Source organism: Anabaena sphaerica FACHB-251, assembly GCF_014696825.1.
Taxonomy (GTDB): Bacteria; Cyanobacteriota; Cyanobacteriia; order Cyanobacteriales; family Nostocaceae; genus RDYJ01.
The window spans coordinates 105275-130798 of the sequence record NZ_JACJQU010000016.1 but is presented as its reverse complement, the minus strand read 5'-3'; the positions used below and the strand labels follow the sequence as shown (position 1 = coordinate 130798).

The 25524-nt window shown below is 39.0% G+C and carries 22 protein-coding genes and 1 pseudogene; 15 read left to right on the top strand and 8 right to left on the bottom strand.

The features are described from left to right. Positions 1-151: 151 nt before the first annotated feature. Both H6G06_RS21130 and H6G06_RS21125 read right to left on the bottom strand, forming a co-directional pair. Positions 152-367, bottom strand: coding sequence for a hypothetical protein (locus H6G06_RS21130; protein ID WP_190563703.1), 216 nt, complete (start codon positions 365-367; stop codon positions 152-154). A gap of 250 nt (positions 368-617) precedes the next feature. After that, positions 618-1055: a Fur family transcriptional regulator gene (locus H6G06_RS21125; RefSeq protein WP_190563701.1), complete on the bottom strand. Its 438-nt coding sequence runs from the start codon at positions 1053-1055 to the stop codon at positions 618-620. 190 nt (positions 1056-1245) lie between these two features. Between H6G06_RS21125 and H6G06_RS21120 the strand changes: the two genes are divergently transcribed. From H6G06_RS21120 to H6G06_RS21110, 3 genes are all read left to right on the top strand, one after another. Beyond that, positions 1246-1776 (top strand): peroxiredoxin, encoded by a 531-nt coding sequence (locus tag H6G06_RS21120; RefSeq protein ID WP_190563699.1) that lies wholly within the window; start codon positions 1246-1248, stop codon positions 1774-1776. A 168-nt stretch (positions 1777-1944) separates the two neighbouring features. Then, positions 1945-3297 carry a glutathione-disulfide reductase gene (gene gor / locus H6G06_RS21115; protein WP_190563697.1) on the top strand — a complete coding sequence of 451 codons (1353 nt, stop codon included), beginning with the start codon at positions 1945-1947 and terminating at the stop codon, positions 3295-3297. 54 nt (positions 3298-3351) lie between these two features. Then, the gene (locus tag H6G06_RS21110) at positions 3352-5232 is read left to right on the top strand and encodes an ABC transporter ATP-binding protein (RefSeq protein WP_190563695.1); all 1881 of its coding nucleotides are present in this window, start codon (positions 3352-3354) and stop codon (positions 5230-5232) included. A gap of 93 nt (positions 5233-5325) precedes the next feature. Here the strand turns inward: H6G06_RS21110 and H6G06_RS21105 are convergent, their stop codons facing one another. Next, positions 5326-5820, bottom strand: coding sequence for an ureidoglycolate lyase (locus H6G06_RS21105; protein ID WP_190563693.1), 495 nt, complete (start codon positions 5818-5820; stop codon positions 5326-5328). A gap of 176 nt (positions 5821-5996) precedes the next feature. Beyond that, a pseudogene (locus H6G06_RS21100) lies at positions 5997-6422 on the bottom strand (DoxX family protein); the annotation flags it as partial. Between the two features lie 335 nt (positions 6423-6757). On the opposite strand from H6G06_RS21100, the gene H6G06_RS21095 reads away from it, so the two are divergent. The 10 genes from H6G06_RS21095 (at position 6758) to H6G06_RS21050 (ending at position 18285) form a co-directional block, all read left to right on the top strand. Beyond that, entirely contained in the window at positions 6758-7813 is a 1056-nt protein-coding gene (locus H6G06_RS21095; RefSeq protein ID WP_190563690.1) for a BMP family protein, read from the top strand. 189 nt (positions 7814-8002) lie between these two features. Further along, the gene (locus tag H6G06_RS21090) at positions 8003-9490 is read left to right on the top strand and encodes an ABC transporter ATP-binding protein (protein ID WP_190563688.1); all 1488 of its coding nucleotides are present in this window, start codon (positions 8003-8005) and stop codon (positions 9488-9490) included. 138 nt (positions 9491-9628) lie between these two features. Next, the gene (locus tag H6G06_RS21085) at positions 9629-10705 is read left to right on the top strand and encodes a hypothetical protein (RefSeq protein WP_190563686.1); all 1077 of its coding nucleotides are present in this window, start codon (positions 9629-9631) and stop codon (positions 10703-10705) included. Positions 10706-10777: 72 nt separating this feature from the next. Continuing rightward, entirely contained in the window at positions 10778-11824 is a 1047-nt protein-coding gene (locus H6G06_RS21080; protein WP_190563684.1) for an ABC transporter permease, read from the top strand. A 39-nt stretch (positions 11825-11863) separates the two neighbouring features. Then, entirely contained in the window at positions 11864-13366 is a 1503-nt protein-coding gene (locus H6G06_RS21075) for an acyl--CoA ligase (RefSeq protein ID WP_242039803.1), read from the top strand. Then, positions 13363-14340 carry a 2-dehydropantoate 2-reductase gene (locus tag H6G06_RS21070; RefSeq protein WP_190563682.1) on the top strand — a complete coding sequence of 326 codons (978 nt, stop codon included), beginning with the start codon at positions 13363-13365 and terminating at the stop codon, positions 14338-14340. The genes H6G06_RS21075 and H6G06_RS21070 overlap by 4 nt, the downstream gene beginning before the upstream one ends. Before the next feature lie 73 nt (positions 14341-14413). Next, positions 14414-15637, top strand: a complete 1224-nt coding sequence (locus H6G06_RS21065) for a bifunctional sterol desaturase/short chain dehydrogenase (protein WP_190563718.1) — start codon at positions 14414-14416, stop codon at positions 15635-15637. 124 nt (positions 15638-15761) lie between these two features. Then, positions 15762-16259: a DUF6174 domain-containing protein gene (locus tag H6G06_RS21060; protein WP_190563680.1), complete on the top strand. Its 498-nt coding sequence runs from the start codon at positions 15762-15764 to the stop codon at positions 16257-16259. 278 nt (positions 16260-16537) lie between these two features. Continuing rightward, positions 16538-17359: a radical SAM protein gene (locus H6G06_RS21055; RefSeq protein WP_190563678.1), complete on the top strand. Its 822-nt coding sequence runs from the start codon at positions 16538-16540 to the stop codon at positions 17357-17359. A 302-nt stretch (positions 17360-17661) separates the two neighbouring features. Beyond that, positions 17662-18285 carry a 4Fe-4S single cluster domain-containing protein gene (locus H6G06_RS21050; protein ID WP_190563676.1) on the top strand — a complete coding sequence of 208 codons (624 nt, stop codon included), beginning with the start codon at positions 17662-17664 and terminating at the stop codon, positions 18283-18285. Positions 18286-18355: 70 nt separating this feature from the next. On the opposite strand, the gene H6G06_RS21045 is transcribed toward H6G06_RS21050, so the two are convergent. Next, entirely contained in the window at positions 18356-19651 is a 1296-nt protein-coding gene (locus H6G06_RS21045) for a dihydroorotase (RefSeq protein ID WP_190563674.1), read from the bottom strand. Positions 19652-19913: 262 nt separating this feature from the next. Next, positions 19914-21257, bottom strand: a complete 1344-nt coding sequence (locus H6G06_RS21040) for a histidine phosphatase family protein (RefSeq protein WP_190563672.1) — start codon at positions 21255-21257, stop codon at positions 19914-19916. A 293-nt stretch (positions 21258-21550) separates the two neighbouring features. Here H6G06_RS21040 and H6G06_RS21035 point away from each other — a divergent pair, with 293 nt between their 5' ends. Then, the gene (locus tag H6G06_RS21035) at positions 21551-23530 is read left to right on the top strand and encodes a leucine-rich repeat domain-containing protein (RefSeq protein WP_242039802.1); all 1980 of its coding nucleotides are present in this window, start codon (positions 21551-21553) and stop codon (positions 23528-23530) included. A gap of 81 nt (positions 23531-23611) precedes the next feature. Then, positions 23612-23923, top strand: coding sequence for a hypothetical protein (locus H6G06_RS28215; RefSeq protein WP_242039801.1), 312 nt, complete (start codon positions 23612-23614; stop codon positions 23921-23923). A gap of 43 nt (positions 23924-23966) precedes the next feature. Here the strand turns inward: H6G06_RS28215 and H6G06_RS21030 are convergent, their stop codons facing one another. Together H6G06_RS21030 and H6G06_RS21025 are read right to left on the bottom strand one after the other, a co-directional pair. Beyond that, entirely contained in the window at positions 23967-24308 is a 342-nt protein-coding gene (locus H6G06_RS21030) for a hypothetical protein (protein WP_190563670.1), read from the bottom strand. A gap of 342 nt (positions 24309-24650) precedes the next feature. Further along, positions 24651-25466 (bottom strand): hypothetical protein, encoded by an 816-nt coding sequence (locus tag H6G06_RS21025; protein ID WP_190563668.1) that lies wholly within the window; start codon positions 25464-25466, stop codon positions 24651-24653. Between the last annotated feature and the right edge of the window lie 58 nt (positions 25467-25524).

The window sequence follows — 25524 nt, the reverse complement described above, 5'->3', positions numbered from 1 at the left end:
GTCTATCTTTGATAGAAACTCAGTAGAGAGGCTTGTAGTTAGCCCTGTAAGGTGTAGGCCTTACCAAGCTAGAAATATTTGACTATATTTTTAGTAACTATTGATTTTATTTTATTGTGAAGCGCAACAATAGCAGAAGATAATTACAGGATTAGCGATCGCTAGAAATTTGGTCTACCACCTGAATACGACCTCTGACAACTCGCCGCAACAGTCTGTTGAGTGCTTCTTCTTCTTCCTCATCTAAGAACTCATCTAAAATAGCTGCCATTAGTCCGTAGCGATCTGCTAAAGTCAAAACTCCACTATCAGCAGAAGCAGCGATGATTTCCGAAACAGCACCAGGAAGAATTTGGATGTCAAGCATGGAGGTTGTCCTTGAACTTCATAAACTTAATATCCCCCAAAATCTATACCCTTTGAGTGATTGACATAATCTATTGCTTGTGAGAATCATCAATTGTTTTCGTGATGGCAGTATTAGTAAATTTGTGATGTAAATCACAAAATTAAAATAGTGACTGGGGAATGGGGACTGGGAGAGGAAAGGGAGCTTTCTAGCAGGGAGCAGGGGGAGAATAACAACTGACTAATGACTAATGACTAATGACTAATGACTAATGACAGCGATCACTACGCTCGTCGCAAGCATCGCACATTCCCTGAACAGTCACCTGGTATGTTTCTCCACGCAAACCGGAACGTAGACTTTTAAGCTCGATAAACTTGAATGTATCCCAAGCTATATCTTCAATAGCACCACAACACTGACAGCAAAAGTGATGATGGGGTTGAACATTGGCATCATAACGACATACCCCCTCTTGTAATAGCACCTCTCGTACCAATCCTGCTTCTCTGAGTGCTTGCAGAGAACTGTAGATGGTGGCCTGAGATGAAACAGGAAAATCTTTATTTAAATCAGTCAGGATTTGCTCAACTGTCGGGTGATCTATGCGAGATAACAAATTTGCATAGACCGCAAACCGCTGAGGAGTCACCCTCAAACCCTTGGATTTTAAGGTTTGAACAATTGCGTTTGCTTGTTCCTGCATAATTATTGCCGTATTTATAGAGTTTTTACCCTAATTATAGTCTACCATATTAAGGAATTAATCATATATTTAAATTTATATCATAACTAAGTATTTATAACTATTGAATTTTTACTAAATAAGAATTATTCTGAGATAGAAAGGCAGAAAACAAACACAATTTCACACATCAAATAATCAAGAGGTCAATATGGCTGTAATCGAAACCGTTCCCAATGTTGTCTTTAAAACCCGCGTCCGTGACGAGTCCATAGGTGGACCCAACCCTTTCCGCTGGCAAGATCGCAGCAGCGAAGAACTGTTTGCTGGCAAGCGCGTAGTAGTATTTTCATTACCTGGAGCTTTTACCCCTACCTGTTCTACCTCTCACCTACCCCGCTATGAAGAACTCTACAAAGAATTCAAAGCCTTGGGAGTTGATGAAGTAATCTGTGTGTCTGTGAATGATGCTTTTGTTATGTACCAATGGGGAAAACAACAAGGCGCTCAAAATGTCTTTCTGTTACCCGATGGCAATGGCGAGTTTACCCGTAAAATGGGGATGTTAGTTGATAAATCTAACTTGGGCTTTGGAATGCGGTCTTGGCGCTACTCAATGGTAGTAAATGACCGCAAAATCGAAAAAATGTTTACTGAGCCTGGTTTTGATGATAATTGCCCCACCGATCCTTTTGAAGTATCAGATGCAGACACCATGCTAAATTACCTTAAAAGTGTGTAATTGGTGATTGGTAATTGGTAATTGGTGATTGGTGATTGGGTTATTTATCTCCTGATCTCCATTACCATACTAAAGGATAGTTTAAATATTTGAGAATTGCAGATCACATAATATCTAAAGTTCTAAAATTCAAAATCTAAAATCCAAAATCTAAAATCTAAAATTGATATGACCTACGATTTTGACTTATTTGTAATTGGTGCTGGTTCTGGTGGTATTGCCACAGCCAGAAGGGCGGCAGAATATGGTGCTAAAGTAGGAATTGCTGAGTTTGATAGACTGGGTGGAACTTGTGTAAATCGTGGTTGTGTCCCCAAAAAACTCATGGTTTACGCTTCTCATTTTCCTGAACTATTTTCTGATGCCGAAGGATATGGTTGGAGTGCTGTTCAGAGTTCTTTGGATTGGGAAAAGATGATTACCACAGTCAATAATGAGGTAAATCGTCTGAATGGAATTTATCAAAGAATGCTTGATAATTCTAAAGTTGAAGTTTTGGAAGGATATGGGAAATTTGTTGATGCCCATACAATTGTAGTTGGTGAACGCCAAGTAACAGCAGACAAGGTGCTGATTGCAGTTGGAGGACAGCCCACAAAGCCTAACATTTTGGGAATTGAACACGCCATTACCTCTGATGATATGTTCCACCTGAAACAGCAGCCTCAAAGAATAGTAATTTTGGGGGGAGGTTACATCGGCTCAGAATTTGCCTGCATTATGAACGGACTGGGAACTGAAGTTACCCAAATAACCCGCAGTGACATGATTTTGCGCGGTTTTGATGATGATTTGCGGAATGAGATTCAGCAAGGAATGACCAACCACGGGATTAAAATTCTCAATAAAGTTCAACTGATTGCCATTGAAAAAGACGCAGAAGGAATCAAATTAACAGTTCGCAAAGATGAGGAAACAGAGGAAACTATTGTTGTAGATGCTGTGAGTTTAGCTGCTCTTGGACGCAAACCAAATACACAAAACTTGGGTTTGGAAAATACCAAAGTTAAGCTTCATGATGGAGCAATTGTTGTTGATAAATACAGTTGCACAGAAGAAGAGAATATCTATGCTGTGGGAGATTGTACCAAGACTATTAATCTAACTCCAGTGGCTATTAATGAAGGTCGAGCCTTTGCTGATACTGTATTTGGTGGGAAGTCTCGCACCATGAGTTATGAAAATGTTCCCACAGCCATTTTTACCACACCAGAAGCAGCAACCGTTGGTTTGACTGAAGCAGAAGCGAGAGAAAAATATGGTGATGCAGTCAAAATTTATCGCAGTCGCTTCCGTCCCATGTACTATACCTTAGCCGGTAAAGAAGAAAAAACGATGATGAAGCTGGTGGTTGATCAGAATACCGATAAGGTACTGGGGGCGCACATGGTAGGAACAAATGCAGCGGAGATTATTCAAGGAATAGCGATCGCGATTAAAATGGGTGCAACTAAAGCTAACTTCGATGCCACTGTCGGTATCCATCCTAGTTCGGCTGAAGAGTTCGTGACAATGCGATAATAATCAGTTATCAGTTAACTGGTAACTGATAACTGATAACTGGTAATTGATAACATGAGCGTCTACCCCTTTAAGAAAAAATCTCAGACAAAATCCCGCCAAAATGACAATGACTGGCGGTTATTTTTGCGTTTAGTGCCTTATGCCCGTCGCAGTGGGCGGTTACTGGCGCTTTCAATGTGCTTACTTGTACCTATTTCTGTTGCTAACTCAGTTCAACCTTTATTAATTGGACAGGCCATATCTCTGATTCGTCAAGAACCAAGCACCTACGAATTTCTCAAAAATCGCTCTTTATGGGAAGGTTTAAGCATCCTCCAAGGATTATTCCTGGCGACAATTATTGTCAGATTATCACTTACAGGTTTGCAGGGTTATCTAGTACAAAAACTTGGGCAAAAAATCACAGCGGCCATTCGTGAAGATTTATTCCATCATGTCACATCTTTAGCAGTGCGTTTTTTTGATCGCACACCTGTAGGTAAACTGATTACCAGACTGATCAACGATGTCGAAAGCTTAGGAGATGTTTTTGCTACTGGGGCTATTGGCATTGTCTCTGATTTGTTTTCCATGTTGGTGATTATTGGTTTAATGTTTTCCATCCAATGGCAACTGGCTTGTTTGCTACTATTAATTCTGTTTCCCATCACCTTGTTAATTATTTACTTTCAACAACAGTATCGCCTTGCTAATTACAAATCAAGAGAAGAATTATCAAAAATAAACTCCCAACTACAAGAAAACATTGTTGGCATTAATATAGTGCAGTTGTTCCGCAGGGAAAAATTCAATGCAGAATTATTTCGCGCTACAAATAACAAATATATCAAAGAAGTTGATGCTACAATTTGGTATGATTCGGCTGTTTCAGGAACCTTAGAATGGATTAGTTTGATTGCCATTGCTGGGGTGTTATGGGTAGGTGGTGTGTTGCTATTAGACCAAAATCTTACCTTTGGGATTTTAGCGTCATTTATTTTATACGCCCAGCAATTATTCGATCCTCTGCGGAATTTTGCGGAAAAATTCACTGTTATTCAAGCTGGTTTCACTGCCATTGAAAGGGTAAATGATATTTTAGATGAACCGATAGAAATAAAAGACCAAAGCAACCCCCGGTTCTCAATTTTAGATACTCAATTCGGCTATATAGATGAGATAATTAGGGATTTAGAAGCACAGAATTTTACTACCTCACCTGAAATGGGAGAAATCCGTTTTGAACACGTTTGGTTTGCCTACAAAGACGATGATTATGTAATTAAAGACTTAGATTTTATCATTCATCCAGGAGAAAAAATAGCATTAGTTGGACCTACAGGTGCGGGTAAAAGTTCGATCATCCGGCTTTTATGTCGGCTTTATGAACCCACACAAGGACGTATTCTCATTGATGGTGTAGATATTCGGGAAATACCACAAGCAGAATTGCGGCGTTATATGGCGGTAATTTTGCAAGAAGCTTTTTTGTTTGCTGGTGATGTTAAAAGTAATATTACTTTAGGTGATAGTTACACCTTTGAAGAGATTGAACAAGCAGCAGAAAAAACTAATGTAGCTGATTTTATTGAGCAATTACCCCAAGGTTATGATACGCAATTACGAGAAAGAGGAACAAATATTTCTAGTGGACAAAAGCAACTTTTAGCCTTTGCACGGGCTGCTATTCGTAACCCACAAATTTTGGTATTAGATGAGGCTACAGCTAGTTTAGATGTGGGGACAGAAGCGTTAATTCAACAGGCATTAAATCAGTTGTTAACAAAACGAACTGCAATAATAATTGCTCACCGCTTGTCAACAATTCGCGATGTAGACCGGATTTTTGTCTTGAAGCGTGGGGAATTAATTGAGCAGGGAAGTCATGAACAATTGATAGAAACAGGGGGACTTTATTCAACTTTGCATAATTTACAAATGTTGGGAACTTAGAAGTAATGATTCAGGAGTCAGGAGTCAGGAGGATAAACAAATAACATTCTATTCCCTATTCCCTGTTCCCTGTCACCTGTACCCTGTCACCTACTATACCATTTCAAACTCTAACTGATGACTTTTGATAAAATCATGAGTGAAATGATCTACCACGTTTGTATCACTTAACTCTAGATTATAAAAATCAACAAAGTCATGATCAAAATATGGTCCTGCGTGCCAAGTTCCTACTTCTAACTTAATAAAACTATTCCCCGGAATGCGAAAAGCAGAAATTTCTTCTAATACAGGTTCATTAATCTCATTGTTAGGTGGACAAACTGCCATGAACCAATCCTTACCTTCCAAAGAACCCAAACATTGAGTACATTGGATATGACGAGTAATTTTATGAAACTTGGTTCCTTTGTTGTGCAATCGCATAATATAAAAACGGGGAATGCCATTTTGTAAATTTAAATGTGCATCTTCCTGATCAAAAGATTTACCGTCTTGACTAGCAAATATCACCTGTCCATAACGTTGAAAATTTTCAGGTGTGATCCATTCTGCTTTTAATTGTTTTAATGTTTGGGATGCACTCATAAACAATCCTATTTATTTGCTGATCTCCATTATCTCTGAAAACTTAAGTAGAAAGGCACAAAAAAACCAAAGTATGTAACGAAAAGTCAAATTGCCCAAAACCTATTCCCTTTTGCTTTTCGCCTTGTCACAACGACAATTTTTAACACCCACCTACTTATCACCAAGCAAACACATCATTCCCAATCTAATTGATCAGGAATCAGTGATTTAGGAATAATCGAAGCTTGTTTTTCTTTATCTGAAGGTTTAGTATACCACCAAGCCCAAGCGATTAATACTGCTTGAAATGGTAATCTTACTGCTTGAAACCAAGGTGAGTTTGGTATATGTTCAATTTTAATATGATTAACTGCCATATTAATATTAGCAGGAAACACGGCAATAAAAAGGGCTACTAATCCCCAAGCGGCCGCTTGACTCAGAGGTGGCACGAATAACCCAATCCCGCCCAGAATTTCATAAAAACCACTTAGATAAACTAATTCTAAAGGTGCCGGAAGTTGTGAAGGTACAATTTTGACGTAGGGTTCAGGAAAGGCAAAGTGCGTGACTCCAGCTATGATCATAGATATGGCAAGGGTGACACGTAAGAATTCTTTGGAATTACTCTACTCATGTTTTCTATTTCACTTTAAGTAGGTTGGCGTTAAAAATTGTCGTTATGACAAGGGAACAGGGAACAGGGAACAGGGAACAGAGAAGAAGTTTTGGGCAATTTTACTTTTGGTTACATACTACTCTTCGAGAAGCCGCTCCGCATCTACGGTTTTTCTCTTCCCACCTACTTATACTTATTTCTATTACTAGATCATTTTTACTTGCTGTTAATCTGCCTTTAGTCAAAATTAGCAAAAAATCAGACAATTTTTTTTAAAATAACGCTCAGACCTTTAAAGTATTTAAATAACTCAAGTTGTGTATGTGAGGATGAACTATGGTGTTAAAGTTAAATCGGCGTAAATTTCTTTGGTATAGTTCAGGAACATTAGGTACTAGCTTGCTGCTGAAAGCTTGCGCTAATAATCCCAACCCAACCCCGACAGCGGCCAGTGGTAATGAAGGTTTGAAAATAGCTATCGCTCTTCCTGGAATCATCACAGATCAAGCTTGGAATCAATCTGGTTATGAAGGTGTGAACTTAGCAAAACAAAAGCTAGGTGCAGATATTGCTTATGTGGAAAACGTCTCCCAAGCAGATCAAGCGGAAGTATTAACAGATTTTGCTCGTAAAGGATATAATGTAGTATTTGCTCACGGTGGACAATTTGATGCAGCGATAGAACAAGTTGCTTCCCAATTTCCTAATACTTTCTTTGTGGCTGTTAACGGTTCTATCAAAGGCGATAATATTGCTGCTTTGCGAATAGATCATCTCCAAGCTAGTTATTTATGTGGAATTATCGGTGCTTCTGTCACTAAATCTAACAAATTAGCTTACATTGCTGGACAAGAATTTGAAGCCACACAGCAAGAATTACGCGGCTTTGAATTAGGTGCAAAATCTATTAACCCAAATATCCAAATTACTTCTACTTTTACTGGTGATTGGAGTGATGTATCTAAGGGTAAAGAAGCTACTTTAGCTTTGATTTCTGCGGGAAACGATGTAATTTTTCAATGGCTAGATACAGCTTCAGCCGCAGTTTTGCAAACCGCGAGTGACAAAGGTGTTTATGCTTTTGGTAATACAAAAGATCAGTTGGCTGTTGCTCCTAAAGCTGTTTTAACAAGTGCGGTTAAGCGACTAGATTTAGCCATTACTTATTTAGCAGAATTAGCCCAAAAGAAACAGTTGAAAGGACAAATTTATACTATTGGTTTTGAACAACCAGAAATATTATCTCTAGGTAAATTTGGGGAAATGCTTCCAGAAGCAGTGAAAGAAAAAGTGATGGCTAGAAAACAGGAAATCGTCGATAAAAAAATTACCTTTGCATCATGTAAAGAAGGTGGTAAAGATACCCGTTGTGTGCAGAAAACACAAGTTTGATAATTTTTAATTACATGGTTTGGTTTATATCGTTATCTCGTTCCCAGTCTGAGACTGGGAATGTGATCACAGAGGCAAAGCCTCTGCTTTAACGGAAGGCAGAGCCTTCTAAAATTCATTCCCATACTCTGTATGGGAACGAGATAATGAGAAATTATAATTGGATGATTTTTTTTAAGTCCTAGCAAAATGATATATCTCCGCTTAGAAAATATTACTAAATGCTTTGGTTCATTTGTTGCTAATGATAATATTAATTTATCTGTTGAAGCTGGTAAAATTCATGGAATTTTAGGTGAAAATGGCGCAGGTAAAACAACGTTGATGAATATTATTAGTGGGATTTATCAACCAGATTCTGGGCAAATATATCTAGAAGAAAAGCCTGTAAACATTACTTCACCTAAAGAAGCGATTAAATTGGGTATTGGCATGATTTACCAACATTTTATGCTTGTACCCAAATTAACAGTGACAGAAAATATTATTTTAGGGACTGAAAAAACATGGCGTTTAAATTTACGGCAAAAACAACAAGAAATATCAGCTTTATCGCAAGCATATCAATTAGAAATTAACCCGAATGCTAAAGTTGAAGATTTACCAGTAGGAATACAACAACGGGTAGAAATTCTTAAAGTTCTCTATCGTCAAGCAAAATTGTTGATTCTCGATGAACCAACAGCAGTGCTAACACCTCAAGAAGTAACAACATTAATTGCGATTTTGCGTCAACTTGCGGATCGGGGAAATACGATTATTTTTATTAGTCACAAATTAACCGAAGTAATGAATTTGTGTGATACAGTAACTGTATTACGTCGGGGTAAAGTTGTGGCAACAACAAATACTAAAACTACTACAAATCAGGAGTTAGCTGAATTAATGGTAGGGCGGGAAGTTGTTTTGCATTTGCAAAAATCTCCCGCATCTTTGGGAAGATTATTATTATCGGTAGAAAATTTACAAGTTGCAGATGATCGGGGGATAAATGCCGTTCATAATATTTCTTTTCAACTGCGGGAAGGGGAGATTTTAGGAGTTGCAGGAGTAGATGGAAATGGACAGCGAGAATTAGCAGATGCTATTGCAGGTTTGCGAAATATTAAACAAGGTAAAATTGGGTATAATCCAGCAAGTGATCAGGGTTTAAAAATTGGTTATATCCCAGAAGATAGGCAGAAAATGGGGTTGGTATTACAGTTTACTATTGGAGAAAATCTAATTTTAAAGAGTTTCAGGAAAATACCATTTGTTCGCCATTTTTTATTAGAAAAACAAGCTATTAAAAATAATGCTCAAGCGGCAATAGAAGCATTTGATATGCGGATGAATAGTAAAGATGTAAAGGTAAGTAATTTATCAGGAGGAAATCAACAAAAGGTAGTTTTAGCAAGAGAATTAGCAGGAGAACCAAAGTTAATTATTGCTATGCAACCTACGAGGGGATTAGATGTAGGTGCGACAGAGGTAGTACATACAAAATTGTTAAGAGAGAGGGAACGAGGGGCGGGTATTTTGTATATTTCCACTGAGTTAGAGGAAGTAATGGCGATGAGCGATCGCATTGCTGTCATATATAAAGGCGAGTTTGTTGATATTTTGGATGCACAATCAGCAACTATTGAGGAAATTGGTTTATTAATGGCAGGTAGTACAATTATAAATGCAAGCTAAAGCCTATATATCTAATTCTGTCCTAGAAACGCTTAAACCAGGAAATAAAATCAAAAAATTGCAAAAAATTGGGTACTAGATTTGCTGTATAATCACTGAATATATACTGAAAACTAATTAGCAAATAATTTCAAAGTAGTGTCCGAAATAGAATCTCATAAGTCTGTTGAATCTTTAGCACAGCAATGGGCTAGTAAGTATGTCAAAAGCCTCGATATTAATACTAGCAGCCAAGAATCTGGCGAGCATCTCAGTTTGTCAGAGATAGTTTCGCCAAGGGGACGAGAGAAAACTGCTCAAAAAATCATGCTGTCTTTACGGTCTATCAGCGCCAAAGCGTGGGGTAAAACCGAATTTCTGTTATCAGAGGAAGTTAAGCAGCACGGTATTGATCCTAACATCATTAATCCTTGGGACATTGCGGCAGATTCTTTTAGGATTTACCAAAAAGCTTTAAATGTATACACTCAACAAACATCATCACGCCCTCTTTCCTTGGTAATGAAACTAGATCAAGAAGCTGATCTACTTGATCAACAGGCTTTGGAAGTTTATACTCAACAGGTAGGCCCAGAGAAATTAGCTACGGTAATTAGTGCGGATATAGGAGCAATCAGACAGAAATACACAAGTATTGATCCTAGACTAATTGGCTTTGTGAGTATGCAGTTTCATTACACTAGTGAAATGCTAAAAGAAGAGCTTAAACCGATGGAACAAAAATTAGTTGGTGCATACTTTAAAGTCATTGATGATCACTTGTATATGCCACTGCAACGTGCTTATCAAGCAGCAGCTACACATGATTATGATTCCCCTGTAATATCCACAGTGCAAACCCTATTACCAAATAGCACCCAAATTGCTTATAACGTTCGCCAAAGGATAATTGAGCTTTTTCCAAAGTATCACTCTATGTCTGGGTTCTTGAGTGATCCCATAGTCAAAGTATCTAGCATCCGCGATGTGGAAATGTTTCAAGTATATTTATGGGTATGTGCTTTGGAAGGAAGTCTCGCTGCTATCCAAGAAGAGTTATTTCCTCTGTGTGTAATGCTTTATCCTACATTACAAGTGCAGTGGGAATTGGTTCGCCAAATGCTGTATTTGCTCAGGTATGAAATATTTGACCGCTTGACTCCTCAACAGGCTAACACATTAATGCCATATTTTGAGGCGTTATCGCAGATGTTCTCTTCAACAGTGTTGGGTTAGTTTAATAGTAACTAAAATAGAAGGCTGATGGGTTGTTCAAATTTGCATCAGTTATTCAGATAGATAAGTTAAATGTTTATAGCTAATAGAATTAAACTCTTACTACCAATTTTATCACCCCTAATAGCGATCGCCTTGGCTTTATTAGTTGGTGCTGGTTTAATATTGTTAGCTGGTGCTAATCCCATTGTTGCATATACAGCTTTATTTAAAGAATCCCTTACTACCTATTTTGGTTTTGGTAATACCCTCACCAAAATGACTCCTTTATTATTTACAAGTTTAGGTGTTTTGGTAGCATTACGTGGCGGTCAATTTAATATTGGTGGGGAAGGACAAATTTATTTAGGTGCTTTGGGAAGTAGTTTAATCGGGTTATATGTGCAAGGAATACCTGCATTGATTCACATACCTTTGGCGTTATTTATCGGGTTTGTTTTTGGTGCGGTTTGGGGTTGGTTTCCCGGTTATCTCAAAGCCATAAAAGGGGTAAATGAAGTAATTACCACTTTACTGTTAAATTACATTGCTATAAATTTAATTAGCTATTTGGTACAAAATCCTTTAAAAGCACCAGCAGCACCTAGTCCTTATTCATCACTAATTGCTAAAACTGCCCAATTACCAATTATTTTACCCGGAAGTCTTGCCCATGCGGGAATTTTATTAGCATTAATTACAGCGGGGATTTTATGGGTATTATTAGTGCGATCGCCTTTAGGATACCAAATTAGCACTGTTGGTTTTAACCCCATCGCCGCCCGTTATGCGAAAATTTCTGTAGAACAGACTATTATGTTAATCATGAGTTTAGCAGGAGGTTTAGCAGGGTTAGCAGGTGCGTGTGAAGTCATGGGTTTAAAATATCGATTATTTGAACAAGTTTCCCCCGGTTATGGATTTGATGCCATTGCGATCGCCTTTTTAAGTCGTGGTAATATTTGGGGTGTAGTCTTAACTTCCCTCTTTTTTGCCTCCCTTCGTAGCGGTGCAAACATCATGCAACGTAGCGCCGGAGTACCCGTCACCGTAGTTTATGCTATTCAAGGTTTTACCGTATTATTTATTGCGATCGCTTTAGCTTTAGAATCTCGGGGAAAGGTGACAGGTGACAGGTGACAGAGAAAAAAGTAACTAATAACTAATAACTAATGACTAATGACTAATAAAATGAACATATTTACATTATTTACCCAAGAAAACAATCATTCAGCTTTAATAACTCCTGATGGTGCAGTCATTACTTATCAGCAGTTACGTGAAAATATCACTAAATTAGTATCTCAACTGCACAGCTTTGGCTTAAAAAAGGGAGAAAGGATAGCCATAGCCATGACTAATGGTACACCAATGGCTATTACCTTTTTAGCATCTGCTTTATGTGGAACTGCTGCACCTTTAAATCCTAAATATAAGCAAGAAGAATTTGCTTTTTATTACGAAGATACCCAAGCTAAAGCATTAATTACATTATCGGGAACTCCAGAAGCTGCTATTGCAGCAGCAACACCCGATATGATGTTAATTAATGCCCAAGTTAATCATGATGGGACTTTAAACTTTGAATTAGTTAAACCAACATCAGCAAAAACCATCAATACAGAACCTCCCGAAGCTGATGATATAGCCATGATTTTACATACTAGCGGTACTACCAGCCGTCCCAAACGTGTACCTATTCGTCATCGTAACTTAATCGCTTCTGCTAATAATATTATCGGGGCTTATTCCCTCACATCTGCTGATATTACACTTTGTTTAATGCCCCTGTTCCACATTCATGGCTTGGTAGGATGTTTGTTAGCAACCCTCGCATCAGGAGGAACTTTAATTTGTCCCAATGGTTTTAATGCTTTGGAATTTTGGAAACTGGTAGAAACTTACAAACCTACTTGGTATTCCGCAGCGCCTACCATGCACCAAACAATTTTAGCACGGGCAATTCGTAATCAAGAAATTGTTAAAAATAATCCCTTCCGTTTCATTCGTTCTAGTAGTGCATCTTTAGCACCAGTCATTATTGAACAAATGGAAAATACTTTAAATTCTCCCGTTTTAGAATCTTACAGTATGACGGAAGCAGCACACTTAATGTCAACAAATCCCTTACCACCAAAAATCCGTAAACCGGGAACTGTGGGTTATGGTTTTAATGTAGATGTGGGAATTATGGATGAGGAAGGTAATTTATTACCTCAAGGTAGTTTAGGGGAAGTAGTTGTTAAAGGTGCAAACGTTATTGATGGTTATGAAAATAATCCCGATGCTAACGCGACTGCTTTTGTTAATGGTTGGTTTCGTACTGGAGATCAGGGAAAAATAGATGCGGATGGATATCTGCGGTTAACTGGGAGAATTAAAGAATTAATTAACCGAGGTGGGGAAAAAATTTCACCTTTGGAAGTTGATGATGTTTTATTACGTCATCCTGCGGTTGCTGAAGCTTTAGCTTTTGCAGTTCCTCATAAGAGTTTAGGTGAAGAAATTCATGCTGCTGTTGTCCTGAAATTAGAAGTTAGTGAAAAGGAACTTCAGCAACATTGCTCAACTATGTTAGCTGATTTTAAAGTACCTAAACAAATTCACATTTTAGAAGCTTTACCTCGTGGTGCTACGGGTAAGTTACAACGGTTAACAATGGCGAAATTATTGAATATATGAAAATCTGTATTGTTGGTGCTGGTGCTATTGGTGGTTATCTCGGAGCTAAGTTAAGTTTAGCAGGTGAAGAGGTAACTTTAATTGCTCGCGGTTCCCATTTAGAAGCCATCAAAAAAAATGGACTGAGGTTAATATCTGCTGATGCTTCTGACTTGGTTGCTACTCCAGCTTTAGCTACAAGTGATATTACAGAAGTTTCTCCCCAAGATGTTGTAATTTTAGCCGTAAAAACTACTAGCGTGAGTGCGATTGCGCCTTCTCTTCCCCATGTCTACCATGAAAAAACAATGGTAGTTACAGCCCAAAATGGTGTTCCTTGGTGGTACTTCCGCAAACATGGGGGTGAGTATGAGGGAACAAACATAAAATCTGTTGACCCAGATGGTATTATTGAAAACTGTATTAATGTTGACCGGGTAATTGGTTGTGTGGTTTATCCTGCGGCAGAAATAGTCGAACCGGGAGTAATTAAGCACATTGAAGGTGAAAGATTTACCCTGGGAGAAATTGACGGTTCTAAAACTGAACGTATCCAATTATTATCCCAAACTTTGAAAAAAGCTGGATTTAAAGCCCCTGTACGTAATCAAATTAGAACAGAAATATGGATAAAATTATGGGGAAATATCGCTTTTAATCCCATCAGTGCCTTAACTGGTGCAACTCTAGAAGCCATTGCCCAATACCCTCTTACCCGTGAACTAGCTAAAAATATGATGCTAGAAGCGCAAGTGATCGCAGAAAAATTAGGTATCAATTTTGGCATTAGCTTAGAACAGCGAATTGATGGCGCAGAAAAAGTTGGCGCTCATAAAACATCAATGTTACAAGATATCGAAGCGGGACGACCAACGGAAATAGAAGCGATTGTTGGCGCAGTGATAGAATTAGGTAAACTCACGCAAACACCTACACCTTATATAGATGCACTTTACGCCAGTGTAAAATTATTGGAGACTACCCACCAAAATTAACATCTTCAGAAATTTGGGTCATCATTATTTATTATGAAGAAGAATTAAGAAAAAATGTGTCACCAGAAATATGATGATTTTGGCTCAAAGCTTAACAATTGATTGGGTGTTAGTAAACAACTGCGTACAGTTCACTACCTGGGGCGTTTCTTCCCTGTTGCTTGCGGAGATATTAAGAGATATTTACCATGCTTTGTGTCATCAAGTCACCTGGCTGGCAAAATGGCATAATAAGCATCATGCAGCTTACCGTCGGGATTTAACGTTAGTTTCCCAAAAAGCTTACTTAGATTCCCAGTTGTATCACGACATAGTTGAGTCAATTATACTGGTAGTTCTATTAACAATAATTGCTTTAGTTGTTCAGCAATGGGGGTTATGGTTGGGAGTCGCTTATGCTGTCACTTTTTTATATGGTGCATCTTTGCGATATTTTCAAGGTACAATAGACACAGATTACAACCATTTACCTGGACCTTTAGAAGCCATTCCTTCTGTTTGGTTCGTGAATAGAACTTATCATTGGCGACATCATTTTGATGATGTTAATGCTTATTACAGTGGTGTATTTCCTCTCGTGGATAGAATACTAGGAACCGGACTTTCTCTGAAAGGTAAAACCATTGCTTTAACTGGTGCTTCTGGGGCTTTAGGACAAGCATTAACCGCAGAACTAATTAAGCATAATGCCAAAGTTATTGCTTTAACAACTAACCCAGATAAAATAGATTTACAAACCGGGTTAAAAGTAATTTCTTGGGAATTGGGGAATGAAGCGGCACTAAAAGCCAATTTAGAAAAGGTTGATATTTTAATTATCAATCATGGGGTAAATGTTTATGGCGATCGCACATCCACAGCTATTTACAATTCTTACGAAGTTAACACTTTCTCAGCTTTGCGGTTGATAGATATATTCTCAGAAACTGTTACTGGATCAGACGCAAAAGCTACTAAAGAAATTTGGGTAAACACATCAGAAGCGGAAGTTTCACCAGCTTTAAGTCCTCTGTATGAACTTAGCAAAAGGGCGTTAGGTGATATTATTACTCTCAAACGGTTGGATGGAGTTTGTGTCATTAGAAAATTGATTTTGGGTCCTTTCAAAAGTCAACTTAATCCCTATGGTGTGATGTCAGCTAACCAAGTGGCACAGGGAATTTTGTTTTTAGCCAAGCGGGATTTTAGAAATATTATTGTCACGGTAAACCCGCTAACTTATGTACTATTTCCTATTAGGGAACTTATGACATGGTTTTATTGTCGTATTTTTAGTAAAGCAGTTAAGGGGAATTAGTGAGAAGGAAAATAAAAAATTAAACTGTTATTTCCTTCACACCAGGCAAATACTCAAGAACTGCTGCTGGGCATTGCCCACCCTACCAAGAAAACACATCAACCAACACAGGATCAAAATAAATATGCGTTTACCTATAGCCATTGGTGCAGGATTACTAATTTCCCTGAGTTTCAACTTACCAGTCTTTTCTAAAATCTCCACCCCCATACAGGTAACTCAAGCACAACCAAGTCAAAAAAATACACAAATATTAAAGTCTAATCTTCGTTTGTGGAAAAAACAAAAAATCGCCAATTATCGCTATACTCTAACTAGAAGTTGCTTCTGTACAGCCGAAGCTAGGGGACCGATAGTGATTGAAGTGCGTAATGGTGTCACAACAGCAGTTACTTATGTGGCAACTAGTAAGCCGGCAGATAAAGAACTATTCAAACAATATGATACTATTCCCAAGCTTTTTGATGTGATCCAAGATGGAATTAACAGAAAAGCAGCAAGTTTAACTGTGAAGTATCATCCTAAATTTGGCTATCCCACCCAAATTAATATTGATTATGATTTTCAGATGGCTGATGAAGAATTATATCTAACTGTAGAAAAGTTTGAAGTAATTAAGTAACGATTCAGGGTACAGAATAGAGAATGCAGAATAAATAAGGTTGAGGATCATGCTTGATTTTTTTGTGAAAATCTCGAATCTTTTAATTCCTGATTTGATAATTATTCTGACTCCTGAATTATTACGTGATTAAGACATCGCCTTAACAATTTTCAGCATTTCCTCACTTTGGGAATTTACCTCACAACTTCCTCACAAACTAGTTCTAAATTATAAATAAATCTGGTGTTTTGCATGATCTCGACAGATATCAAACTAGGCTAAGTTGTGAGGTAGTAATGAGCGCATCACCATCAAGCCAAAAACCCCACTGTGCCGCAGTGTATGGGCCAGTAAAATCTGGGCGATTTGGGCGATCGCTCGGTATCGATCCTATAGGGATAATATCTACCTGTTCCTTTAAATGTATATATTGTCAGCTAGGTAATATTCAACAACAAACTACTCAACAGCAAATTTTTGTCCCTACTAGCCAAATTATCTCTGAACTGCAAGCGATCGCACAAAGGGAAATACAGTTAGATGTAGTGACTGTGAGTGGTAGTGGTGAACCTACCCTAGCACTTAATTTAGAAGAAATTCTCGCAGCTATAAAAGAAATCTTTAAACAACCAAAAGTAGTATTAACGAATAGCACATTATTAGGTGATAAATCCGTCCGTAACGCTTTATTACTAGCGGATATTGTCGCCGTCAAACTCGATGCTGTTTCGTCAAATCAACTACGGCAAATTAATCAGCCTCTAGAGAAGATTGATTTACCAGATATTATTCAGGGAATTACACAATTTAGACAGGAATATCAGGGAAGGATGGCAATACAAACCATGATTTTGTCTTCTTGGACAGCGGAAACCCAAGCAGGTTATATCCATTTGCTTAAAGTTCTCCAACCTGATGAAATACAAATTAACATTCCTTCCCGCCCCCGCGTCTTAGTTAGTCAGTTAGAATCCAGAGGTAATGATATTGCTGAATCTCGCGCCTATGCTTGTGAGAATTTCAAATTGCTAACCCCGGAAGAACTCAGTGCTATGGCACAAAAAATTCACACTGCTACTAAAATTCCTGTGCGCTATCCCATACTAGGTGACAGGTGACAGGTGACAGGTAAGAGTCTTTCCTAATTAGGGCTTGCTGAATAAATTGGAAAACTTTACAGGTAAAAGGTTTGAGGAATTTTGACTTTCAAAAAGTGCAAGATTTTATGGCGTGGGAACTTGAAAACCTTGCATTTCAGTTTGATTCCCAGTAAAAATTGCTCCCATCCAACTCTTGAAACTGTTCCCTGTTCCCTGTTAAGAGTTCCCTGTCTCCACGACAAGACTTTTTCAGCAAACCCTAATTACGAATTACGAATTACCTAATTGCTTACTGTTGTATTTTTAAGGAGTTAATAAAGATGGCTACAACAACAACAGAAATCTTATCAGCACTCAAAGAAATTCCCGCTGGCTATCTGAATATTATGGGTTATGTTGATAAGTCAGAAGTTAATGGTCCTGGTTGTCGGGCTGTGGTTTGGGTGCAAGGTTGTCCCCGTGAGTGTGATGGTTGCTTTAATCCCGACTCTTGGACTTTTGAAATTAACAAGTTAGTGGCTATTGATACCCTAGCTGAAGATATTCTCAAAAATCCCCATAATACAGGTGTAACTTTCTCTGGTGGTGAACCATTTTGGCAAGCATCCGCACTGGCAAGTTTAGCACGTAAAGTTAAAGCCGCTGGGCTAAATGTGATGGCTTTTACTGGTTTTACTCTCAAGCAATTACAATCTGAATCAGCGCCTCCCGGTTCTCAAGAATTGTTAGCACAATTAGATATTTTAATTGACGGTCCTTTTGTCCAGTCTCAAGCAATTAATTCTCCCTTGTCTCCCGTTTCTTCTAAAAATCAACAAGTTCATGTATTTAACCCAGAATTTAAAGATCAAATTAGTTGGGCTAGTGATCAAATAGAAGTTCACGTTCTCAAAGATGGCGATCGCATTGTTACTGGTTATCAAGGTTGGTTAGAACTGACATAAGGGAACAGGTAACAGGGAACAGGGAACAGGAAATAAGTATCACTTCCTTCTCTGTCACCTGTCACCTGCTTTAACACCAAGTTTGCAAAACGCGACCTTTTATTTGTTGTCCAAACCAAGGTGTATTATTAGAAAGTGTATAAAGATTCTCTCTATTAACTGTCCAGATTTCCTCAGGGTCAAATAATGTTAATTCGGCTTTTTCACCGGGTTTAATAGGTTTAATTTCTTGTTGTAAACACGCTGCTGGTTGATTACTTAAAACTCGCCATAATTCTAAAGCTGTAAATTCTCCAGTTTCTACCAGATTTTGCCACAATAAAGGTAATGCTAATTCTAAACCAATTGCCCCCGGTGGTGATTCAGCAAAAGCCTGAACTTTCTCTTCATAGGTGTAAGCTGCATGATCAATAGCGATCGCATCTATCACACCTCCACGCACACCCCCACGCAAAGCCGCTACATCACTAGGATTACCTAAAGGCGGGTCTAAATGCAAGGCTGTATGATAACTCTTCACATCTGTGGTATCTCGTAACAGGTGCATCCAAGTGGTGCTGGCTGTCACTGGTAAACCTTGAAACTTTGCAGTGGCGATTAATTCCACACTCCGGGCTGTAGAAACCCGCATAATATGAACAGGAGTTCTGATATCGGCGACTAATTCCAACAAAGCAGCGATCGCACTTGTTTCCGCACTAGCTGGAATAGGGGGTAAACCGATCCGCAAAGCCTCCCCACTTTCCCGCATTACCCCATTTGCTGATAAATGGCGATCGCATGGCCAAAACGCCACAGGTTTACCAAAAGGTTGCAAATATTCCAAAACCCGCCTAACTATACCCAAATTTTCCCAAGGTTTAGCATCCGTAAAACCCACAACCCCAGCAGTAGCTAAATCAGCAAACTCTGTTAATTGCTTACCAGCTAAATCAGAGGTAATAGCACCCCAAACTTGAAGCAGGGGTGCAGGGGTGCAGGGGTGCAGGGGAGAAGAAGAATGTAAACTCTCCTCTAATTTAATTTGCTTCTGCAACTGTGCCACCAGAGCCGGGTTATCAATAGCCGGAAATGTATCAGGTAAAACACTCACTCTCGTGAAACCACCAGCAGATGCAGCTTGCAAAAAAGAAATTAAAGTTTCTCTTTCTTCAAACCCTGGTTCACCGGAATGACTATATAAATCCACCAACCCAGCACCGATCACCAAACCCCGACAATCTTTAATAGAAATATCGGCGCTAATATCAGAAATTTGCGGTGCAATTGCTTGGATATAACCATCAACAATTAACACATCAGCTATTTGGTCAGTTTCCGAAACCGGATCGATTACCCGTACTTTTTGCAGCAGTTCAGTTGTCATTGTATCTATCGGCTATTACCTATGAGTGAGTCAGTAGTTTGTTTATTTTATTTCTTGAAGATGCAAAATTTAAATTTCGGATTTGGAATTATAGCAGGAGTCAGGAGTAAAACCCTTTTGTAGTGGGAGTTTCATTATCAATTGATGTCCTAACCACCCTGTCCATGGCTATAATGGAAAAATCTAAAATCCAAAATCCAAAATCTAAAATTCCATCACCGACAGCCGATAGCATAGCGTAGCATAAGCCTAAACCAATATCCTACAATGCTCCTGCTGCCGTTTTATCCAGTACACCCCCACTTAAATGACCAGTAATATTCATCGCTTGCAGCACAGGTAAACCACTTGCTCCTGAAGGGTAGTCAATCACACTAACTGCACCGTTACCTTGACGGAAATTCCAGAAATTTTCTAGTGATAAACCCAGGATATGACATAGCAAGGTTTTATTCGTCGCATCGTGAGCCACTACCAAACCGGTTTGGAGTTGATTTTCCTCAGCAGCTTGTAATATTGACTGCCAAGCGGCTACACTGCGTTCCCGTACCTGTTGTAAATTTTCCCCTGCCGGCATCTGCACTTCGGCGGGATGAGTGCGCCAGCGTTCCAACTCTCCGGGAAATTCCTGTTCTATTTCGGCTTCAAATTTACCTTCCCAGGTTCCGTGACTGATTTCTCTTAAACCATCTAGTAATTGCAACTTGACATCAGGATGCTGCTTGAGAATAATTTCCGCTGTTTCTTTCGGACGTGCCATAGTGCTGCTAAAAGCAAAATCAATCGCCACATCTTTGAGAAACTCCCCAGCTTTTCCGGCTTGGTTTCTGCCATTATCATTGAGAGGAACGTCAATTTGTCCTTGAAACTTACCTTGACGATTCCATTCTGTTTCCCCGTGACGTACTAATAATAATCTAAATCCCTGATGATTTGGTCGCAAACTAGGTAAACTCTCTCCCAGGTGTTGCGTCTGATTCATTGATTCTAACTGCACTGGTTCACCCAAACCGCCCGCAAAATTCAAAACGCTAATTCCACAGTTACACTGTTGTATTCCATGATAGCCACTGGGAAGAATACCCAAAGCTGTACTAATCAGGGCGCGGTTAATACCATTATGACCAACTATAAGAATAGTTTCCCCTTGATGACGAGATAAAATTTCTTGCCAAAACTGCTTGGCTTGTTCATATAAAGACAGAACAGGAAATAGTTCTTGTGTCCCCTGTGCGTCATTAATCATCATCCGCAATTCATGGGGGCGTTTTTTCCAAATACTATAGTCATCAGGGAACTTCTCTTTCACATCAGCAGATAACATTCCCGCCCATAAAGGTAAATCTACTTCGACCAGATTTTCAGAAACCTGAATCACAGCAGACTTTTCCACCAACTCATTATGAATAATTTCCGCTGTTGTCTTCGCTCGGTTGAGGGGACTGCTGTATATTGCGGTAAATGCTATATTACTCAGGGCTTTACCCGCTTTACCCGCATCGCTCCGACCTTTATCCGTTAACGTTGACGCATCAGTACGTCCTTGGATACGTCGTTCAATGTTATATGTACTTTGCCCATGACGCACAATGATGACACGAGTCATTAAAAAACCTCTTCTCTCTAAAGGACTAATTTTACTGCAAATCAGCTAATAGATTACTAACTCAAGTTGCTAGTTATCTAGTTGAGGCTGGTAATGGGTAATGGGTAATGGGTAATTGGTAATGGGTAATGGGTAATGGGTAATTGGTGATGAAATCCTTCTTTTCATCCTGTTCATCCTTGAATCCTGGACATCCTGATTCTGACAGTAAACAGCCATAACCTAGCATTTACACTGATAAGTTAAAATAATCTCCATCAATCTTCTTTTCTCTTACCCTTAGCCTTGGAATTATGAAGCAGGATGAGTTGTTGGTACTGATAGATCGCGCTGCGGCTGAGGGTTGGGAAAAGTTAGACTTGTCGCGGAAAAATTTGACCGAGATACCAGAGGCGATTGCCAAATTAACCAATCTCACCCAGCTTTACCTCAATAACAACCAAATCACCGAGATACCAGAGGCAATTGCCAAATTAACCAATCTCACCCAGCTTGTCCTCTATAACAACCAAATCACCGAGATACCAGAGGCAATTGCCAAATTAACCAATCTCACCCAGCTTGTCCTCTATAACAACCAAATCACCGAGATACCAGAGGCAATTGCCAAATTAACCAATCTCACCCAGCTTGTCCTCTATAACAACCAAATCACCGAGATACCAGAGGCAATTGCCAAATTAACCAATCTGACGCAGCTTTACCTCTTTTCCAACCAAATCACCGAGATACCAGAGGCGATTGCCAATTTAACCAATCTCACCCAGCTTGTCCTCTATAACAACCAAATCACTGAGATACCAGAGGCAATTGCCAATTTAACCAATCTCACCCAGCTTGTCCTCTATAACAACCAAATCACTGAGATACCAGAGGCAATTGCCAAATTAACCAATCTGACGCAGCTTTACCTCTTTTCCAACCAAATCACCGAGATACCAGAGGCGATCGCTAATTTAACCAATCTCACCCACCTTTACCTCAATGACAACCAAATAACGGAGATACCAGAGGCGATTGAAAGTTTACCGAAATTAGAAAAATTAGATTTACGGGGAAATCGGCTTCCTATTTCACCAGAGATTTTAGGATCTTCTTTTGATGATGCTGGTTCAGTTGAAGACATTTTCAATTACTTGCGATTACTCCGTAGCGGTGAAGTGCGTCCACTCAACGAAGCCAAACTCTTACTCATCGGACAAGGTAGCGTCGGCAAAACATCCCTCATCGAGCGACTAATCCGTAATAAATATGAAAACAATCAACCCCAAACCGACGGACTCAATGTAGAAACTTGGAACGTACAGGTAAATAGCAAAGACATCCGCCTGAATGTTTGGGACTTTGGCGGCCAGGAAATTTATCACGCCACCCATCAGTTTTTTCTGACTAAGCGTAGCCTCTATCTCCTAGTCTGTAATTGTCGCACCAGCGAAGAAGAAAACCGCATCGAATATTGGCTGAAACTAATTGAAAGCTTTGGTGGCCAGTCCCCCGTGATTATCGTTGGCAACAAAAAAGATGAACAACCCCTAGACATCAACCGCAAGGCATTACGGGAAAAATATCCTAATATTCAAGACATTATTGAAACTTCCTGCCAAGACAATATCGGCATTGATGAACTTCGCACGGCCATTTTGAAGCAAATCGCCAACCTCAAAGAAGTCTACGACCTTCTACCCCTCTCATGGTTTGAAGTTAAACAACAACTTGAATCCATGAATGAAGACTTCATCACCTACAGTAACTATATTGGCATCTGCTATCAAAACGAGATTCCTGAAGAACAAAACCAAGAACAACTTATTGACCTGCTGCATAGACTTGGCTTAGTTCTCAACTTCCGTGATCATCCCATCCTCCAAAATTTCAACGTCCTCAAACCCAACTGGGTGACAGAAGGTATTTATGCACTCCTGAGCGATGAAACCCTCAAAACTAAAAGCAAAGGCATATTCACCCACAATGATCTCTCCCGCATCCTCAATCCAGAGCGTTACCCTACCCAGCGTCACGACTATCTAATCGGGCTGATGAAGGAATTTGAGCTTTGCTTTCAACTAGAATGTCAACCACCAAAATTCTTGATTGCGGGACTTCTGCCTAAAGACCAACCAGACAAAACAGAACTAGAAGGCGAAACCCTGGAATTTCAATACCATTACAAAGTTCTCCCCGAAAGCATCATCTCCCGCTTCATTGTTAACACCCACGAAAAAATCCATAACCAAATCTATTGGCGCAGTGGCGTAATGCTGCAATATCAATAGACCTCTCCGGAAATATGGTAGAGACGTTCCGCCGGAACGTCTCTACAAGGGTTTCAAACCACGCACATTTAATTACCGGAGATGTCTAATGACTTAACTCAAACAAACGGTGCAAGCGTAGCAGAACTAATGCAAATTATCAGCACCATGCGCCAAACTGCCGCCCAATTTCCAACAGAAATCCGTGAAGACATCACCATTGATATTGATGATGTAGAAGTAGAAATTCAAAAACCAGAAAAAGAACGCAATTTACCCAAACTCAGAAAGCGTCTAGTAGCTTTACTAACTGCTGCTAGTGTAGCTGCTGCCCCGATTGCAGGTATGACAGACTTTACAAATAATGTTATGGAAATAGGGAGCAAATTAGGCATAGAACTAATTAAGCATTAGTCCTGAATGTGGTGTTTGGCGTGGAGTGTGTAGTGGGGAAGTATCAATTACCATCACTCAAATCTAGCTGCAACTGTAACCCGTCATTTTCATTCAGATTTTGATATGCGGGTTGTAAAAATATAGGAGTATAAGGAATTGTTATTGACTCACTCAGAGGTAATTCTTCAGAAATTGTGTTTTCTTGAGCTTGATTCTGGGAGATTTGCTCAAAAAACTTGCGAAAATCATTTTTGGCGTTGCGATCATTAATATTAACTAAAGAATCACCCTTTAAAGTAAAACTTCCAGGTTGAGGCTGTGCCATTGATTGTGCATACACGGCGCTATTTAAGCTCAAAAAAGCAGCTATAATTGTTAAGGTAGCAGGAAATTTAGCTTTCATTGTTTTGCTGTTTTTAATAAAGATATTCTTACATCCGATAATTATAAATCTGACTTTAGATATATTTGTATTTCCAACTACATAAGTTAATAATAATGCTGGTCTTTAGTTAAGTTATTTAAATAATTAAATTTTCCTTTATAAAAACCCTGAAAAGTATAAAAAAATGTAATATTTTTTTGATTAAATTCTTAAGAAAAAATTAAAATATTTCATAAATAAAAAAATATTGTATGGTAGGCATTGCCCACCTATTCCTATTATTTCGTAATTCGTACTTACGGATTTTCCCCCCTACTCTCTCTTCCCTGTCACCTGTCACCTGTCACCTGTCACCTATTCTCAATCATTAACACTCACAAGTTGAGGAAGTCGAGAAACAGGAGTATCTAAAAAGTAAGCCAGCACTTCCTGCCGCCAAGCATCGTAAATTTTTGGTAAATCATCAATATCCGTACCAATAGCTGTATGCGTAAGTTGCCAATGTTCCTTGAGGTAAGGATTTCTTCTGTTTTGTCCTTCTTCATCAAGTTCTAATATTTGTGCAACTAAATCTGCTTTTTCTGCTGGGGAAGCTTGGTCATACTTGCGTTGCCACCATTTTACAACGCCGACACGGTGAAAAGCTTCTTCTGGTTGAATTCGAGTAGCGGAAAATTTAGCTGATTCAGGGTCACTAATTTTACTGGTACGACTATTAACTAATAAAGATGCCACAATGTGCATTTCATAATGTAACTCAAAAGCCAAAAAACCTTGCCAATTACGAATGGGTAAATCTCCCATATAATCCCAATGTTTTTGTACTTGTCGTTGTATATCTTCAATGGGATCACGTCCTGATATGACTTGCGCCCTACGACGGGTATTTTCTGCGTGTGCGCCATCATCACCAATTTGCTGACTTAAAAATAACTGAAGTTCTGGGTCAGGAATTTGACCAATTATATTAGCACAAACTTGAACAATAAACAAATCATGAGCCGCACCTGCAACACGAAAACGATAGAAGTTTTCAATTTCTTCTGTTGTTTCCGGGGGTTTGGTTTCATGTAAACGTTTTTTTGGTAGATGGGGTGCGTGTTGATTAATTATTTTCTCAAAGATTTCTAGTTCTAAGTCAGTTGTCCAAGCGGGACGGGTAACAGTTGGATTCATGTTAAAAATAGGAGTCAAGAGTCAGGAACAAGATAATTACCAATTACCAATTACCAAA